Genomic DNA, 15,426 nt, shown 5'->3' with positions numbered 1-15,426 from the left:
TTCGGTCACTACGATGAGCCAGAAATCCTCCCTTACGCAATCAGCCACTTCTGTCCCAAAGGGGCTGACGGCGGACAGTCCACGACCACAGCCTCGACCGTTAAATCTAGCCTCTTGCGTTCCCAAAGAGCTGCGTATCCAGCGGAAACCTTCTGGGCATTAATCAGCTTTTTTGCTGTCAGCAGGCCACCGCTGTCATGGAGCATTTGGAGGAAGATGGTCGCGGTGTAGTGCGCTTCGTCCTTGGCGCGCCGATAAACCTCGAACATTGCCTGATCGAATTCAGCTTCCGACCCAACCATGCCAATGCTCCGCCGCTATTGTCACTCTTATAGAATTTACAAAGGATAGCACAAACTCTCGTAATTATAGCTAAGATCGGCATCAAGCATGCAATTGGGTAGGGTAGCCGGAGAATTGCAGCTATCCTAAGGTCCAGGCCGAAACCCGCCTGCCCGCTTCCGGCCCCAATTTTTTTGGACCATAGGAGCACTGGAACCTATCTCCGGTGCCCCGCTATGCCACTTGATCGCCGCCACGGCCAAAGACGGCGACTACTTCACTCCAACCGGTCATCCTCCCGTGGCGCGTTCCCCCGGCCGGAGCGGGACAGCACTTCCTTGGCGCGTCCGGGGACGGTGCGGGCACTTCGGGCGACGAAATAGCGTTCCGCCTCCACCTGGGCGCCGACGCGGGAGGCAAGGGCGGTTACCACATACTGGTTCAGGCTGACGCCGGCGACATCGGCCAGACGGGTGGCCTCGGCCTTCAGGTCGTCGGGGATGCGCAGGGGGAAGCTGGTCATCTTAACCTCCGCGGGACATCCACTATCATGGCTGGAAGCGCGACAGTGTCAACCTGACGGCGGCCAGTCATCCCCCCTTCACCGCACCTCCACCCCCACCACTTTGTCATCCGAATTCCGGTCGATCAGCTTGTTGTACGGGTCGATCCCCACATGCGTGGGCAGCCTGTCGGTGATGAATTCCATCACCCCGCTCTCGTCGGTGATTAGCCGCTTTTCCAGCAGCAGCACCTTGCCGGCGTCGAACTTGTCGTCGCCGGGGCTGGCGGTGAACAGGCCGATATTGATGCGCAGGGACAGGGATACCTTGGTCTCCTTGCCCTGGCCATGTGTTGGTGAAGGATTGGGCGAAGCGCGCATAGGCGGGGAATTCCAGGATGCGCATCTGCCGGTGCTGATAGGGGCCGAGGGCCGTGCTGAAATAATCCAGGCTGTCCTTCACCGATTGCACCATGCGCCCCACGTAGTAGCCATGGGGTTCATGGAAATAGACGGCGACATCCACGTCGCTCCACATTGGCCAGGATCGCCACCGGGATGAACATGCCGAACAGCGACAGGATGGTGATGGTCTGCAGCACCGCGAAGGGCGAGTTGACATGCACCGCGTCGCTGGACCCGATCTGGATATTGTTGATGGTCACCGACAGGAAGGTCAGCAGACCGAAGATCAGCGACGTGACGATGAAGACGGGCTGGCGTACCCACGGCCACACCCTTGATGCGCCATCAACCATGACGGTATCAGGGCATGGAAGATTGCACCTGCGCCGGGACCGCTGCTGCCATTCCTGCCGGAACCCTTTCGGTTGGCGAAGCAACCGCCTATAAGGTTTCCACGATGTTCCGTCTGGTGGCGATAACCCCGATCATGAAGCGCACCTATACCCGCAAGGAAGTGCAGGACCTGCTGGGCGCCCTGGAAGGTCAGGCGCGCGAGGCCATTCGTCTGGCCAAGAATGCGGAGGAGGAGGCGGCCAAGGACAGTTTCCTGGCCTATAACGAATTCCGCAACAAGGTCGGGGAATTCCGGGCCCTGTGCATCCTGATCGAAGGCCGCCTGCGTGCCGTGGATACGGCCCGCGTCGATGATCTGAAAGAGGAATATGCGCGGCTGGACACGCTGATGCTGGGCCTGCTGGTCCGGGCGTCGATGCGCTTCTTCTTCGTGCTGTCGGCCAAGACCATGCTGCCCGTCGGCGCGCGCGACATCTTCATCGCCGAACTGCGCAGCCTGCACGACGCGGCGGAAAAGCTGCGCCGCCCCGAATATGCCAATGTCATCGGCGACAAGCTGAAGGGCGACCTGGAAACGGCCGAACTGATCCTGGAAGAGATCATCGACAAGGCGCCGGGCCTACTGAATTTCGGGTGAGGGGTAGGGCCGTTGTGCGGCCCCACCCCCATGTTCATCATCCCGGTTCCACCACCTTCACCACCGTGATGCGCTTTTCACGCCGGTCCACGGTCTCATAGGTGATGCTCTGTCCCGGCGACAGGCCCAGGAGCGCGCAGCCCACGGGCGTCAGGATGGAAATGGCGTCGGGCGGCGGCGGGCTGCCCTCCTCGGGCATGTGCAGGGTGCCGCCATGGGGTACCCCCGTCTCATCGGTGAAAAGCACCTGCGATCCCGGACGGACGAAGGGCTTGCGCGTCGGGTGTTCCACAATGTCGGCCCGCAGGACCTCCTGCTGCAAGAACATCGATATCCGCGCGTAGGATCGGTGCATGCTGTCAAGCAAACTCTCCAGCTTGTGCAAATCGTCACGCAGAATGCGGATGGGCGGATCGCCGATCTGAACTTTACGGTTCATGATTTTCTCTCTCCAAGCGGCCCCGAAATTGGATGCCATATCCAGCTAAGCCCCAATCATCGGGAAAGATCAACCCTTATGCCAAAAGGGGTACCCCATCATCGCCTGCATCCATCTGCCCCGCGCCGTTGTTGAGAAGGTGGGCTTAACGACAACAGAAGATGGAGTGCCCCTTCATGTCCACGATCCTTTTGATCATCCTGATCCTCATCCTGATTGGTGCCTTGCCGACCTGGGGCTATAGCCGCGGTTGGGGTTACGGCCCGTCCGGCCTGCTGGGTACGGTCCTGATCGTGCTGCTGATCCTGATGCTGCTGGGCAGAATTTAACCCCGTGACATCTGCCGTACCCTGACGCTATCCCTTGGGGCTGTCTCCAGCCCCAAGGGATAGCGTTCGCATGTCAACCCAAGATCAGCATTTCCTGTCCCTTGCCGCCGATCTGTCCCGACAGGGTATGGAAGGCGGGCAGGGAGGGCCCTTCGGGTCGGTCGTCGTGCTGGACGGGGTGGTGGTCGGCCGGGGCTGCAACCAGGTCACCTCCACCAACGATCCCACCGCCCATGCCGAGGTGGTGGCCATCCGCGACGCCTGCCGCAACCTGGGCCGCTTCGACCTGCGCGGTGCCGTGCTCTATGCCAGTTGCGAGCCCTGTCCCATGTGCCTGTCATCGGCCCTCTGGGCACGGGTGGATCGCATCGTCTATGCCAATGACCGGTTCCAGGCCGCCGATATCGGCTTCGATGACGCCCTGATCTATGAACAGGTGGCCAAGCCCGTCGACCAGCGTATCATCCCCTGCGATCACCGGCCCAACGAGGCCGCGATCGCCGTGTTCCGGGACTGGGTGGCCAAGGCCGACCGCGTTCCGTACTGATCCTTTGGGGGGAGATGGCGATGGCCGCGCTGGGCGCATCGGACCTGCTGGTCCTGGTCGATATCCAGAATGATTTCTGCCCTGGCGGCGCCCTGGCGGTGGGGGATGGCGACGCGGTGGTGCCGCTGGCCAATGACCTGGCCCGCCGCTTCCACGCGGCCGGCGGCGGTGTGGTCCTGACCCAGGATTGGCACCCGCCCGGCCATTCCAGCTTCGCCGACAGCCATCCCGGTGCCAGCCCGTTCCAGACCATCCGCCTGGATTACGGCGACCAGACCCTGTGGCCCATCCATTGCGTGCAGGGAACCAGGGGCGCCGACTTCCATCCCGGCCTGGATGTGCCCATGGCGGCGCTCGTGGTGCGCAAGGGCTTCCGCCCCGGCATCGACAGTTATTCCGCCTTTTTCGAGAATGATCGTCGGACACCGACGGGTCTGGCCGGATATTGCCGCGAACGCGGCTTCACCCGCCTGTTCTTCGCCGGGCTGGCTACCGACTATTGCGTCGCCTATTCGGCGGAGGATGCGGCGCGCCTGGGCTTCGCGTCGGTGCTGCTGGCCGGTGCCAGCCGCGCCATCGACCTGAACGGGTCGCTGACGGCTGCGCTGGCCCGGTTGCAGGGGGCAGGGGTAACGGTGACGGAGGCGCCTGCGTGAAAGCGTCACTTTCCTTCCACTCTCTTTCGGATTATGTCGCCATCCATGGTGAACGGCGTGGGCTGGAGGTCGTGTGCAGCTGTCGGTTTTGATCCCGGTTCTGGACGAACAGGATAATATCCTGCCCCTGCTGGCGGAGATTTATGCGGCCTTGGCCGCCGGCCCGGCGTTTGAGGTTATTGTGATCGATGACGGTTCCACCGACGCCACGGCGGCGCGCGTGGAGAAGATGCTTCCCGAATACCCGACCCTGCGCCTGATCCGACACAAGAGCCGGGCCGGCAAGAGTGCGGCCCTGGTTACCGGTGCGCGCGCCGCGCAGGCGGGCTGGCTGGCCTTCATCGATGGCGACCGGCAGAATGATCCGGCCGACATCCCCCTTATGCTGGACCTGACCGACACCGACCCCGCGCTGGACCTGGTCTGCGGTACCCGGCGTCAGCGGCAGGATACGCTGTCCAAGCGGCTGGCCTCGCGCTTTGCCAATGCCGTCCGTGGTGCCCTGCTGCGCGACGATTGCCCGGACACGGGCTGCGGGCTAAAGCTGATCCGCCGCGACCTGTTCTGCGATCTGCCGGCCATCGACTGCCTGCACCGCTTCATCCCAGCTTTGGTGAAGGGCAGGGGGCTGGCTTATGCCAACCAGCCGGTGACCGACCGGCCGCGCGCGGCCGGCGTGTCGAAATACACCAACCTGCACCGGGCCGCCGTGGGCCTGTGGGACCTGTTCGGCGTGATGTGGCTGATTCGCCGGCAGCGGCGCCCGGCCGGCGTGGCGGAGGTGAAGGCCCCATGATCTGGACCCATATCGAAGCCTGGTGGCACGCCGCCGTTGACGGGCAAGGGTGGCTGGTGCTGTTCGGCATGTCGGCACAGACCATGTTCATGATGCGCTTCGTGGTGCAGTGGGTCAGTTCGGAACGGGCCAGACGCAGCGTCATGCCCGTGGCCTTCTGGTGGTTCAGCCTGGCCGGCGGTCTGCTGCTGACCATCTACGGGTTTCTGAAGCACGAACTGGTGATCATCGCGGGCCAGTTGCCGGCCCTGATCATCTATACTCGCAACCTGCATCTGATCCGCCGCGAGAAACGGGGTGTGGCATGACGCAAGGGCGGCTGCGACCGGTTCACTGGTTGCTGCTGCTGGCCGTGGCGCTGGCGGCGTTCATGCCGGGCATCTCCACCATCCCGCCGTTCGACCGCGACGAAAGCCGCTATGTCCAGGCCAGCCGGCAGATGCTGGAAACCGGGGATTTCATCGATATCCGCTTCCAGGAGGAGGCGCGGCACAAGAAGCCGGTGGGCATCTATTGGATGCAGGCGGCATCCGTGCATATCCTGACCGGTGGCGACGATACCGGCCCCATCTGGATGTACCGACTGCCATCGCTGGCCGGCGCGGTGGCTGCCGTGCTGCTGACCGCCTGGGCGGGGCAGGCGCTGTTCGGCGGCGCCATCGGCCTTGTCGCCGGCCTGATGATGGCCACCTGCGTGATCCTGGGTGTGGAAGCCCGCATGGCCAAGACCGATGCGGTGCAACTGGCCTGCGTGGTCACCTGCATGGGCGTGCTGGCCAGGGCCTATCTGCGCCCCGACCGGGCGCTGCCGCCGGGCATCGCGTGGCTGTTCTGGGCGGCATTGGGTATCGGCGTGCTGGTCAAGGGCGTCATCCTGATGGTGGTGGGCACGGCCATCCTGGCGCTGTGGCTGATCGACCGCGAGATCTGGTGGCTGCGCCGTCTGCGCCCCCTCCTGGGGGTGCCCTTGTTCCTGACCATCATCCTGCCTTGGCTGATCGCCATCGCCATTGCCACCAAGGGGGCCTTCTTCGGCACGGCTGTGGGGCATGAATTCTTAGGAAAAGCCGCCACTGGGCAGGAAAACCATGCCGGGCCGCCGGGATATTTCCTGGCCAGTTTCTGGCTCAGCTTCTGGCCCTGGGCGCCACTGGCGCTTGCGGCCCTGCCAGGCATCTGGGCCAACCGCCATGCGCCTTCCGTGCGCTTCTGCCTGGCCTGGATCATCCCGACCTGGGCGATCCATGAGGCGGTGGTCACCAAGCTGCCGCATTATACGCTGCCCGTGCTGCCGGCCGTGGCCATGCTGGCGGCAATGGGCCTGCTGCAGGCGACACGGCGCTGGCGGCTGGCCGCCGTCACCGTCTCCGTGCTGGTCGGCTTGCCCTTCGCCGCTATCATCCTGATCTTCCCCCTGCATCTGATGGGGGATGTGCCGGCCGGCACGCTGGTCGCGGCATTGGCCATTTTAGTCGCGGCCCTGGGCGTGGCCGGTGGGGCCCTGCGGGGGCGGCCGCGGGCGATGATCGTGGCCCTGCCGGCCAGCCTGCTTTCCTATGCCGCCATCTTCGGCCTGATCCTGCCCAACCTGACGCCGATGTGGCTCAGCCCGCAGGTCAAGCAGGTCTTCGATATGCACAAGCCCTGCCCGAACAGCATCCTGGCTGCCGGTGGCTATAACGAGCCCTCCATGGTCTTCCTGGTCGGCACGAATATCCGGCTGGGCGGCGGCGCGCGGGTGGCCGAGCATCTGCTGTTCGATCCCGCCTGTGCCATCGGTCTGGTCACGACGGGCCGGGAGGAAGAGGCGTTTCGGGCCGCGATGGCGGCGGCCGGGCGCGAACCCCGGCAGGTGGCGGAACTGACCGGCTTCAACTATTCGCGCGGCAAGCCGGCTATCCTGCATTTCTATACGCTGTCAGACCGGGTTATCGCTCCATAACCCGCCGCGTGGGGGCTTTCCCCCGGCATCTTCCTGCTGCTATCAAGAACCTAACCCATCACCCAGCACCGGAGGTTTCCATGGCGGGTCGCATCGACACGCGTCTTGCTGAACTGAATATCGAACTGCCCAAGGCCGCCGTGCCGCTGGCCGCCTATGTCCCCGCCGTGCGCACGGGCAACCTTCTGTTCATCTCTGGCCAGGTGCCGATGTGGAACGGCGAGTTGCGCCATGTCGGCAAGCTGGGCGCGGGCTATTCGATTGAGGAGGGCCGCGAGGCCGCCCGCACCTGCGCCTTGAACATCATCGCCCAGGCCAAGCTGGCGCTGGATGGCGATCTGGACCGGATCGTGCGGGTGGTCAAGCTGGTGGGCTTCGTGAATTCCACGGGCGATTTCAACGATCAGCCCAAGGTGATCAACGGCGCGTCCGAGCTGTTCGGCGAAGTGTTTGGCGATGCCGGCAAACATGCCCGCTCCGCCGTGTCTGCCGCCTCGCTACCCTTCGGCGTGGCCGTGGAGATCGAGGCGATCCTGGAAGTGGCTTGACGTTGAACACCTCCTTTTCGCCTCCCCGGCCTTCGCCGGGCAGGCGGAAAGGGGGACTGGTTTCCGCAGGTCTGCGTCCTGACGCCGCAAGCCGCTTGGCACCGTCGCCCCCGTCTCTATATCCTGGCGGCCCCATAGCGCGGCGGAGCCCATGCCCGACAGCCAGGAACCCGATAGCATCGCCATCGACCTTGTCGATGATATCGGCGCCATCAGCGCCGCCGACTGGGATGCCTGTCTTGCCGGTACGCAAGGCGGCACGGACAATCCTTTCCTGTCCCATGCCTTCCTGTCGGCTCTGGAGAAAAGTGGCTCGGTCGGGGGCGATACGGGCTGGGACCCCAGGCATATTGCCGTGCGCGACGCCACCGGCCGGCTGCTGGGCGTGGCCCCGCTCTATGTGAAGTACCATTCCTATGGGGAATATGTCTTCGACCAGGGCTGGGCCAACGCGTTGGAGCGGGCTGGCGGCCATTATTATCCCAAGCTGCAATGCGCGGTTCCCTTCACCCCTGTCACTGGCCCGCGCCTGCTGGTCCGTGCCGGCGTGCCGCCCGGCGTGCAGGATGCGCTGGTCGCCACCCTGTCGGGCCTGACGCGCGGCAACGACCTGTCCGGCACCCATGTCACCTTCGCCAATCAGGCCGATCATGACCGTCTGGTCGCCGCCGGCTTTCTGTCGCGCATCGGTACGCAATATCATTGGGAAAACCGCGGCTATCGCTGCTTTGACGATTTCCTGGCCGCCTTCAGCAGCCGCAAGCGCAAGGCGGTGCGCAAGGAACGCCAAACCGTCGCCGAGAGCGGCCTTGTACTCCAAACCCTGACCGGCGCCGATATCCGGGAGGAGCATTGGTCCGCCTTCGACCAACTCTATCGGTCCACGTCGGACCGTAAATGGGGCTCCCCCTACCTGACTCGCGATTTCTTCTTTCGGCTGGGCGAGGGGATGGCCGATCAGGTGGTGCTGGTCATGGCCCGCGACGGCATGCGCTGGGTGGGTGGCGCCCTGAATATGCTGGGCGAAACCACGCTTTATGGCCGCAACTGGGGTGGGGCGGGGGAGTACCCGTTCCTGCATTTCGAGGCGTGCTATTACCGCGCCATCGATTTTGCCATCGAGCACGGTTTGGCCAGGGTGGAGGCCGGCGCCCAAGGGGAGCACAAGATCCAGCGCGGCTATCTGCCCGTGAAGACCTTCTCCGCCCATTACATCGCCCATCGCGGTCTGCGCCGCGCCGTGGCCGACTTCCTGACCGGGGAACGCGCTGCCATGGATGGCCATATTGCCGCCCTGATGGCGGAAAGCCCGTATCGCCAGGAAAGCTGACATTGTCCGCCGGTCCGCACGACGATTGCCTGGTTGCGCCTGCTCCCCGGGTGTTTTGGTGGCATCAATGGCGGCCAAGTGCTAATTTGATAAAATGCAGCATATATGAACATGTTTACATACGATTGTGACGGAAATTTTAGATGCTGAATGAAAATGACGGTAAGTTGATCGTATCTGTTGTCGATTCCATATCTTCTATTGGTGAAGCAGAATGGGATGACTGCCTTCTGGAGACGCCAGACGGTGATGATCACCCGTTTCTGCGCCATTGTTATCTGTATATTCTGGAGCGCTGTGGAGCCATTGACGGTCAGGTGTGGAAGGCCCGCTATCTGACGGTCCGTGACACAGCCGGCATTCTGGTTGCGGGTGTTCCCCTGTTCCTGAAAGCCACCGCCTTTGCTGATTTCGTGGCCGAGGATGCCTGGGTGCGTGCGCTGGAGAGGGCGGGTGGGCAATATTACCCCAAATTGCAGATATGCGCACCCTTTGCCCCGGTCGGCGGGCCGCGTCTGCTTCTGCGGCGGGCTGCGCCGCCGGGCTTGGCGATGACGCTTGTGCGCCTGATCATGCAGACGGCGCAGGCCGATAACATGTCCGGCGTGCACGCCACCTTTGTCAGCCCGTCCGACCTTACCACTTTCAACAGGGCCGGCTGGCACACCCGCACCAGCACGCAGTTCCACTGGCGCAACCGCGGCTATGTCGATTTTGATGATTTTCTGTCCACCCTGACCTGCCGCAAGCGGAGCATGATCCGCAGCGAACGGCAAAAGGTGGCGGAAAGTGGCGTCGATATCCAGGTCCTGACGGGTGCCGACCTGCGCGAGGAACATCTGGATGTCTTCTCCCGCTTTTACCGATCGACCTTTGAGAAGAAGGATTGCCGGCCCCATCTTCCGCGCGACTTCTTCCTGATGCTGGGGGAGCGTATGGCCGACCAGGTGCTGCTGGTGATGGCCCGCGCGGGGCGGGACTGGGTCGGCGCGACGCTGAACATCCTGGGTCGTCGCACCTTGTTCGCGCGCAGTTGGGGCGGCGTGGCCAATCATCCCCTGCTGCATTTCGAGGTCACGAACTATCGCGGCATCGAATGCGCCATCGAACGCGGCCTTGTCACCCTGGATGGCGGGGTCGGCGGGGAATTCAAGCTGAAACGCGGCTATCAGCCTGTTCCGGTCTGGTCCGCCCATCACATGACGAACAGGTCGATGGATGCTGCGGTTGGCCGCTATCTGGACAGGGAACGCGATGCGGTCAGCCATGAGCTGACGTCTTTGGCGCGGCAGGGCCCTTACCGCATGGCTGACGTGGCGTGAGCGTTCGTGCAGGAACCCTATATCAGCGGACGTTCCCCGACTGGAGCTGCTGATTTACAAATGGCGAGGCGGCGATAATTTTCCCTGCCCCTCCCGGCAATAAACGCCGCGTGAGGACAAGGCCGGCCCGGCATCTTTTGCCTTCTGCCCTTGCAATGGCGGATTTCCTCAGTTTTTGGCAGTTGGCACACCCTTTGCTCTTTTGGCTTCGAACCGATTTGGCCCGCAGCGGCCATGAAGCGCCAAGCCCAAGGAGCAACCCCATGTCCTTCGTCCAGGATTGCGTCAGCATCTCCCGTCAGCACCTGATGGCCGGTTACCTGGCCGAAGCCGAAATGAGCTGCCGCACGGCGCTGCAGGCCGAGCCGGCCCATTCGGAAGCGACCCACCTGCTGGGCATCATCGCGCTGCGTTCCAACCGCGCCGCCGAGGCGAACGAGCTATTCTCCAAGGCCATTGAGTTGGACGGCGCCAAGGCCGAATTCCACAACAGCCGCGGCGTGCTGATGTATGGCTGCCGCCGGTTCGAAGAGGCGGAGGTTGAATTCGCCAAGGCCGTGGCGCTGGATGATGGCGACCCGCTGTCCCACAACAATCTGGGCAACGCGCTGCGCGCCCAGGGCAAGCTGGCGGAGTCCGAGCCGCATTTCCGCCGCGCCGTGGAATTGCGCCCCGCCTATGCCGAGGCCCATAACAACCTGGGCAACACCCTGCGCGAGATGGGCAGCCTGGAGGAGGCGGAATTCTGTTTCCGCCACTCCCTGGCCCTGCGCCCCAAGAACCTGGACGCCGCCTACAACCTCGCAGCCCTGTTGCTCTATACCGACCGTCTGGACGAGGCTGGCCGCCTGTTCGCCAATGTCCTGGCCGGCGACCCCAGCCGGGCCGAGGCCGCCATCGGTCTGGCCCAGGTCTTCCAGGGCCAGGGCCGCATCGACGATGCCATCGCCCTGCTGACCGGTGCCCATAACCGCATGCCCGACAATGCCGCCGTGCTGTTCGCGCTTCAGCTGCTGCGCTCCACCCAGATCCCCGCCTGGCACATCCCGATGATCAATGATCATGAGCGTAACGACGCCTATGAGGCGGCCTTGCTGAACAATGTGAAGCCCGGCGACACCGTTCTGGAAATCGGCACGGGTTCCGCCCTGGTCGCCATGATGGCGGCGCGTGCCGGTGCGGCCCATGTCTACACCTGCGAGATGCACAAGCCCCTGGTGGATGTGGCGCGGGAGACTGTGGCCTTGAACGGTTATGACAAGCGCGTCACGGTGATCGCCAAGAAGTCCACCGACCTGGTGATGGGTCAGGACATGCCGGAAAAGGCCGATGTCTTCGTGTCGGAACTGATCAATGTCGGCATGCTGGCGCCTGACATGCTGACCATCCTTCAGCATGCCCGCCAGAACCTGCTGAAGCCGGGCGCCAAGATCATCCCGGCGGCGGCCACCGTCTATTGCTCGCTGATCCAGGCCGACGAGATGCGCCGCATCAGCCCTGTGCGCACCGTCTCCGGCTTCGACATGTCGAAGTTCGACCAGTTCCGCACGCCGGGATATTGCACCATCGACCTGGCCGCCGACGCCCACCGCATGCTGTCGGACCCGGAAAAGGCCTGGTATTTCGACTTCTACAAGAACATGTCGGACAGTGATGCCAAGGTGTTGACCGTCACCGCGTCGCAGACGGGCGTGGCCCACGGCGTGGCCTTCTGGTTCGACCTGCACATGGATGACAAGGTTGACTACCACTCCAAGTCGCCGGCCCGCACCAACCACTGGAAGCAGGCCGTGTATTTCTTCAATCACGACCTGCCCGTCGTGAAGGGCCAGCCGGTGATGATCGGCACCGGTTATGACCGTACCCAGATCCACTTCTACGTTTGACCGTAGGGGCGGATAGCGGAAAGCAAGGGTGATCCGGGCTTGATTTCTTGCCGGACCTCGACCCCAATCATCCTTGCCCATCGCGGGGGCGGCGCCAAAAGGGCGCCGCCTTTCGTCGTTTCAAGCTCCGGTGTCCGATGAATTTGATCTTCCGCCTGCTGCGCGTGGTCCTGTCAGCGCTTCTGTCCAGCCGCATGCTGGAACCGCTGGGCACATCGGTGCTGGGCTTCCGCGTCTGGCTGAACGATATCGACACGAACCTGCACATGAACAATGGCCGGTACTTCACCATCGCCGACCTGGGGCGGGTGGACCTGATGATCCGCACCGGCATGCTACGCCTGCTGTTCACCCGCAAATGGGCGCCGGTGCTGGGCGGCGCCATGATCCGGTTCCGCCGCGAACTGAAACCGTTTCAGCCCTATCGCCTGAAAACCCGCGTCCTGTGCTGGGAAGGCAAGTGGATCTATCTGGAACATGTGTTCGAGGCGATGGACGGCCATCTGGCGGCTGTCATTGTCGTGAAGGGCGTGTTTCTGGAGCGGGGCCGGTCCGTCGACACGGCGGAGTTGATGCACCATATGGGCATCGACCTGGAAAGCCCGCCCATGCCCGCCGATATCCGCGCCTGGCAGGAGGCGCAGCAATCGATCAGCGACCGAGTGAAGGAGGGGTAACTGTGCTGTTCAGACTTGCTGCCCTTTTGGCCACCACCAGAATTGCAAACTGATCTGGCCATTGCCAAGGCTGAGACCGAAATCGGCACGGCCTTCGGAGATATCCCGGACCGCCTGCGAAAAGCTGGCAAGGTCATCCGTCCCCAGCGGTATCGTAACAATCCCCTCCGACAAGTCGAACCCTCCGACAACTTCACCTGAGTCATTGGACAGACGGAGTTTCACAGGGATGTCCATGGCGAGGTGATGCTCCCCGAATATGCGATCTACCCCAACGGTGCGGGGATCGGTGACCGCCAGGGTCCGGTGGGCAGAATGGATTTCGCCGGAGAGGATTTGCAGCAGGTGCAGTAGGCTGACGCATCCCTCCCGATCTGCGGAAAAGTGCCAGCCCGCATACATCCGAGGGGCCTTCCGGTAGCGCCACAGGCTGATACGGCCCATCTGCCGCCATGATCGGAGGGTTTGTTCCATCTATCTCTCAGCGACCATTTCCACAATCTGCTGGAACAACGCGACTGTTCCACGCTGGCAAGGGGGATCGTCATCCTGACTCCACCGGTGCCCGCCCTGGATGGAGCGGGCACCGGTGTGCCGTCCCCCTTTACCGATCAATCAACTTCTGCGTCAGGTATACGACCTGCAGGGCCGTCACCTCAGCCCGCTGCTTCAGGTTGGCGGCCGCCGAATGGCCGCCTTCCATGTTTTCATAATACATGACCTTGTGGCCCTGGCTTTCCAGCTTGGCCACAAACTTACGGGCATGGCCGGGATGGACGCGGTCATCCTTGGTGGAGGTATAGACGAAGGCTTCGGGGTATTTCACATTCTTGCGGACATTCTGATAGGGGCTGTATTTCGCGATCCAGGCGCGTTCATCGGCCTTTTCCGGGTCGCCATATTCACCCATCCAGGAGGCCCCGGCCAGCATGGTGTGATAACGCATCATGTCCAGCAGGGGCACGGCCACGATGACGGCGCCGAACAGGTCCGGGCGCTGGGTCATGGTGACGCCGGTCAGCAGGCCACCGTTGGACCCGCCCTGGATGCCCAGGCGGGCGGGCTTCGTCACCTTGTCCTTGATCAGGGCCTCGGCCACCGCCTGGAAATCATCATAGGCGTGCTGGCGCTTGTCCTTCAGCGCCGCCTGATGCCAGCGGGGCCCGAATTCGCCACCGCCCCGGATGTTGGCCACGACATAGGCCCCGCCCTGTTCCAGCCAGGCCTTGCCGAACACCGACATATAGGCCGGGGTCATCGAGATTTCGAACCCGCCATAGCCATAAAGCAGGGTCGGGTTGTCGCCGTCCCGCTTCAGGTCCTTCTTGTGGACGATGAAATAGGGGACTTTAGTGCCGTCCTTCGACGTGGCGAAACGTTGTTCTGCCGTCAGGCCGGACGCGTCGAACCGGGCTGGCAGCGACTTGATGGCTTCGGGCCTGCCGCCCTTTTCCATGATGTACAGCGTGTCGGGCTGCAGGAAGTTGGTGTAGTTGACCAGCACATCCGTGCTGTACCCATCGGTGGACACGATGTTCAGGCTGCCATTGGCCGGCAGTTCAATATCGGCCTGGGTCCAGCCGCCGGTCCCCTTGCGCGCGGCCACAAGACGGCCGACGACATTATCCAGCAGGTCCAGATAGATCGCGTCCTTGGCGATGCCCACCCCCTGGATGGCGGTGGTTTCACCCGGCGAATAGATCACATCGACCTGATCCACCTTGCCCGCCACCGCCTGGGCCAGCGGTACGGCGATCAGGTCACCCTTCTTCAGGCCCTTGCCGGCCACGTCCCAGTCGTCGCGCAGGGCCACGATCAGGTCACCGTTCATCACGCCCTTCAATTCCACACCCAGCGGCAACGCCAGCTTCGCGACCTTGCCGTCCGGGGTCAGTTGGAACCATTCCTCGGTGAAGAAATCGGGCCCGCGCTGCAACAGGATGGTGCTGCCTTCCGGGCGGTGGATGGCCCAGGGGCGCGCCCACACATCCTTGACGCCGACCTCCAGCAGCAGCGGGGCCTTGGCCAGGTCGGTGCCGCGCTTCCACAGGCGCACCTGGCGGGCATAGCCGCTGTCGGTCATGGTGCCGGCGCCGAAATCGGTGGCGACCAGCAGCGTATCCTGATCCAGCCAGTCGATGGTCTGCTTGGATTCCACCGTCTGGAATCCGTCCTTGACGAAGGATTTGGCGGCCACGTCGAATTCGCGCACCACCACCGCGTCCTTGCCGCCGTCCGATAGATAGACCAGGCAGCGGCCGGCATCGGCGCCGAAGCAATTATGGCCCTTATAGACCCAGTTCTTGCCCTCGTCCCTGGACAGTTGGTCGATATCAAGCACGATGTCCCAGGGCGTGTCAGCGGCCTTGTAGCCCTCCAGCGTCGTGCGGCGCCAGATGCCGCGCACATGCGTCTGGTCCTGCCAGAAATTGTCGACCTTGCCGCCTTCCAGGCTGCCATAGGCGATGCGGTCCTTGGCGGTCAGCACCTTCTCCGCCTCGGCCCGGATGGTCTCGAAGCGCGGGTCGTTCTTCAGGCGGGCGAAGCTTTTCTCATTATGCTCCTTGCCCCAATCCAGCGCCTTCTGGCCCTCCACCTCCTCCAGCCAGAAGAACGGGTCCTGCCTGGCCTGTTCCTCGGCAAAGGGGTGGCCGGCCGGCGCATCGGCCGCCAGGGTGGGGGTTGCCGAAAGGGCAATGATTGCCGCCGCCGTCATCAGAGCGCTCCGTACTGACATTGTCCGCTGATCCCGTTCGTTGCGTCCGGCGGCCGTC

The 15,426-nt window shown here is 63.3% G+C and carries 19 protein-coding genes; 12 read left to right on the top strand and 7 right to left on the bottom strand.

The window, feature by feature from the left end:
* Positions 1-32: 32 nt before the first annotated feature.
* The 4 genes from AC1Q7F_RS10610 to AC1Q7F_RS10595 all read right to left on the bottom strand — a co-directional run bounded on the left by AC1Q7F_RS10610 (position 33) and on the right by AC1Q7F_RS10595 (position 1,521).
* The gene (locus AC1Q7F_RS10610; protein ID WP_492506486.1) at positions 33-302 is read right to left on the bottom strand and encodes a hypothetical protein; all 270 of its coding nucleotides are present in this window, start codon (positions 300-302) and stop codon (positions 33-35) included.
* 257 nt (positions 303-559) lie between these two features.
* Positions 560-805: a toxin-antitoxin system HicB family antitoxin gene (locus AC1Q7F_RS10605; RefSeq protein WP_492506484.1), complete on the bottom strand. Its 246-nt coding sequence runs from the start codon at positions 803-805 to the stop codon at positions 560-562.
* 78 nt (positions 806-883) lie between these two features.
* A complete protein-coding gene (locus AC1Q7F_RS10600) occupies positions 884-1,165 on the bottom strand; it encodes a hypothetical protein (RefSeq protein WP_492506482.1) in 282 nt (93 codons plus the stop codon).
* Positions 1,166-1,284: 119 nt separating this feature from the next.
* Positions 1,285-1,521: a hypothetical protein gene (locus tag AC1Q7F_RS10595; RefSeq protein WP_492506480.1), complete on the bottom strand. Its 237-nt coding sequence runs from the start codon at positions 1,519-1,521 to the stop codon at positions 1,285-1,287.
* A 125-nt stretch (positions 1,522-1,646) separates the two neighbouring features.
* Between AC1Q7F_RS10595 and AC1Q7F_RS10590 the strand changes: the two genes are divergently transcribed.
* On the top strand, positions 1,647-2,180 hold the full coding sequence (locus tag AC1Q7F_RS10590) for a hypothetical protein (protein ID WP_492506478.1): 534 nt from the start codon (positions 1,647-1,649) through the stop codon (positions 2,178-2,180).
* A 37-nt stretch (positions 2,181-2,217) separates the two neighbouring features.
* Here the strand turns inward: AC1Q7F_RS10590 and AC1Q7F_RS10585 are convergent, their stop codons facing one another.
* Positions 2,218-2,619, bottom strand: coding sequence for a GreA/GreB family elongation factor (locus tag AC1Q7F_RS10585; protein ID WP_492506476.1), 402 nt, complete (start codon positions 2,617-2,619; stop codon positions 2,218-2,220).
* A 176-nt stretch (positions 2,620-2,795) separates the two neighbouring features.
* Here AC1Q7F_RS10585 and AC1Q7F_RS10580 point away from each other — a divergent pair, with 176 nt between their 5' ends.
* The 11 genes from AC1Q7F_RS10580 to AC1Q7F_RS10530 all read left to right on the top strand — a co-directional run bounded on the left by AC1Q7F_RS10580 (position 2,796) and on the right by AC1Q7F_RS10530 (position 12,652).
* Positions 2,796-2,948: a DUF3309 family protein gene (locus tag AC1Q7F_RS10580; protein ID WP_492506474.1), complete on the top strand. Its 153-nt coding sequence runs from the start codon at positions 2,796-2,798 to the stop codon at positions 2,946-2,948.
* Positions 2,949-3,018: 70 nt separating this feature from the next.
* Positions 3,019-3,495: a nucleoside deaminase gene (locus AC1Q7F_RS10575; protein WP_492506472.1), complete on the top strand. Its 477-nt coding sequence runs from the start codon at positions 3,019-3,021 to the stop codon at positions 3,493-3,495.
* A 20-nt stretch (positions 3,496-3,515) separates the two neighbouring features.
* Positions 3,516-4,151 (top strand): bifunctional nicotinamidase/pyrazinamidase, encoded by a 636-nt coding sequence (gene pncA / locus AC1Q7F_RS10570; protein ID WP_492506470.1) that lies wholly within the window; start codon positions 3,516-3,518, stop codon positions 4,149-4,151.
* A 73-nt stretch (positions 4,152-4,224) separates the two neighbouring features.
* Positions 4,225-4,947, top strand: a complete 723-nt coding sequence (locus AC1Q7F_RS10565; protein ID WP_492506468.1) for a glycosyltransferase family 2 protein — start codon at positions 4,225-4,227, stop codon at positions 4,945-4,947.
* A complete protein-coding gene (locus tag AC1Q7F_RS10560; protein WP_492506466.1) occupies positions 4,944-5,255 on the top strand; it encodes a lipid-A-disaccharide synthase N-terminal domain-containing protein in 312 nt (103 codons plus the stop codon). The genes AC1Q7F_RS10565 and AC1Q7F_RS10560 overlap by 4 nt, the downstream gene beginning before the upstream one ends.
* On the top strand, positions 5,252-6,889 hold the full coding sequence (locus AC1Q7F_RS10555; protein ID WP_492506464.1) for an ArnT family glycosyltransferase: 1,638 nt from the start codon (positions 5,252-5,254) through the stop codon (positions 6,887-6,889). Before AC1Q7F_RS10560 ends, AC1Q7F_RS10555 begins: the two co-directional genes overlap by 4 nt.
* A gap of 80 nt (positions 6,890-6,969) precedes the next feature.
* Positions 6,970-7,437: a RidA family protein gene (locus AC1Q7F_RS10550; protein WP_492506462.1), complete on the top strand. Its 468-nt coding sequence runs from the start codon at positions 6,970-6,972 to the stop codon at positions 7,435-7,437.
* Between the two features lie 151 nt (positions 7,438-7,588).
* Positions 7,589-8,767 (top strand): GNAT family N-acetyltransferase, encoded by a 1,179-nt coding sequence (locus AC1Q7F_RS10545; RefSeq protein ID WP_492506461.1) that lies wholly within the window; start codon positions 7,589-7,591, stop codon positions 8,765-8,767.
* A gap of 143 nt (positions 8,768-8,910) precedes the next feature.
* Positions 8,911-10,089, top strand: coding sequence for a GNAT family N-acetyltransferase (locus tag AC1Q7F_RS10540; protein WP_492506459.1), 1,179 nt, complete (start codon positions 8,911-8,913; stop codon positions 10,087-10,089).
* A gap of 263 nt (positions 10,090-10,352) precedes the next feature.
* Entirely contained in the window at positions 10,353-11,975 is a 1,623-nt protein-coding gene (locus AC1Q7F_RS10535; RefSeq protein ID WP_492506457.1) for a tetratricopeptide repeat protein, read from the top strand.
* Between the two features lie 137 nt (positions 11,976-12,112).
* A complete protein-coding gene (locus AC1Q7F_RS10530; RefSeq protein WP_492506455.1) occupies positions 12,113-12,652 on the top strand; it encodes a thioesterase family protein in 540 nt (179 codons plus the stop codon).
* Between the two features lie 9 nt (positions 12,653-12,661).
* Here the strand turns inward: AC1Q7F_RS10530 and AC1Q7F_RS10525 are convergent, their stop codons facing one another.
* Complete coding sequence (locus AC1Q7F_RS10525; RefSeq protein ID WP_492506453.1) at positions 12,662-13,126, bottom strand: hypothetical protein; 465 nt, start codon at positions 13,124-13,126, stop codon at positions 12,662-12,664.
* 130 nt (positions 13,127-13,256) lie between these two features.
* The gene (locus AC1Q7F_RS10520) at positions 13,257-15,368 is read right to left on the bottom strand and encodes a prolyl oligopeptidase family serine peptidase (RefSeq protein ID WP_492506452.1); all 2,112 of its coding nucleotides are present in this window, start codon (positions 15,366-15,368) and stop codon (positions 13,257-13,259) included.
* Positions 15,369-15,426: the final 58 nt, after the last annotated feature.

This window comes from Niveispirillum sp. GW835-FHT14G11 (assembly GCF_058793615.1).
This window is presented reverse-complemented; position numbering and strand designations above follow the sequence as displayed.

What these genes read in the sequence shown, in the direction of transcription:
- AC1Q7F_RS10610 (WP_492506486.1), bottom strand. Translation starts at nt 302, where the DNA reads ATGGTTGGGTCGGAAGCTGAATTCGATCAGGCAATGTTCGAGGTTTAT.
- AC1Q7F_RS10605 (WP_492506484.1), bottom strand. Translation starts at nt 805, where the DNA reads ATGACCAGCTTCCCCCTGCGCATCCCCGACGACCTGAAGGCCGAGGCC.
- AC1Q7F_RS10600 (WP_492506482.1), bottom strand. Translation starts at nt 1,165, where the DNA reads ATGCGCGCTTCGCCCAATCCTTCACCAACACATGGCCAGGGCAAGGAG.
- AC1Q7F_RS10590 (WP_492506478.1), top strand. Translation starts at nt 1,647, where the DNA reads ATGTTCCGTCTGGTGGCGATAACCCCGATCATGAAGCGCACCTATACC.
- AC1Q7F_RS10585 (WP_492506476.1), bottom strand. Translation starts at nt 2,619, where the DNA reads ATGAACCGTAAAGTTCAGATCGGCGATCCGCCCATCCGCATTCTGCGT.
- AC1Q7F_RS10580 (WP_492506474.1), top strand. Translation starts at nt 2,796, where the DNA reads ATGTCCACGATCCTTTTGATCATCCTGATCCTCATCCTGATTGGTGCC.
- AC1Q7F_RS10575 (WP_492506472.1), top strand. Translation starts at nt 3,019, where the DNA reads ATGTCAACCCAAGATCAGCATTTCCTGTCCCTTGCCGCCGATCTGTCC.
- pncA (WP_492506470.1), top strand. Translation starts at nt 3,516, where the DNA reads ATGGCCGCGCTGGGCGCATCGGACCTGCTGGTCCTGGTCGATATCCAG.
- AC1Q7F_RS10560 (WP_492506466.1), top strand. Translation starts at nt 4,944, where the DNA reads ATGATCTGGACCCATATCGAAGCCTGGTGGCACGCCGCCGTTGACGGG.
- AC1Q7F_RS10555 (WP_492506464.1), top strand. Translation starts at nt 5,252, where the DNA reads ATGACGCAAGGGCGGCTGCGACCGGTTCACTGGTTGCTGCTGCTGGCC.
- AC1Q7F_RS10550 (WP_492506462.1), top strand. Translation starts at nt 6,970, where the DNA reads ATGGCGGGTCGCATCGACACGCGTCTTGCTGAACTGAATATCGAACTG.
- AC1Q7F_RS10545 (WP_492506461.1), top strand. Translation starts at nt 7,589, where the DNA reads ATGCCCGACAGCCAGGAACCCGATAGCATCGCCATCGACCTTGTCGAT.
- AC1Q7F_RS10540 (WP_492506459.1), top strand. Translation starts at nt 8,911, where the DNA reads ATGCTGAATGAAAATGACGGTAAGTTGATCGTATCTGTTGTCGATTCC.
- AC1Q7F_RS10535 (WP_492506457.1), top strand. Translation starts at nt 10,353, where the DNA reads ATGTCCTTCGTCCAGGATTGCGTCAGCATCTCCCGTCAGCACCTGATG.
- AC1Q7F_RS10530 (WP_492506455.1), top strand. Translation starts at nt 12,113, where the DNA reads ATGAATTTGATCTTCCGCCTGCTGCGCGTGGTCCTGTCAGCGCTTCTG.
- AC1Q7F_RS10525 (WP_492506453.1), bottom strand. Translation starts at nt 13,126, where the DNA reads ATGGAACAAACCCTCCGATCATGGCGGCAGATGGGCCGTATCAGCCTG.
- AC1Q7F_RS10520 (WP_492506452.1), bottom strand. Translation starts at nt 15,368, where the DNA reads ATGACGGCGGCGGCAATCATTGCCCTTTCGGCAACCCCCACCCTGGCG.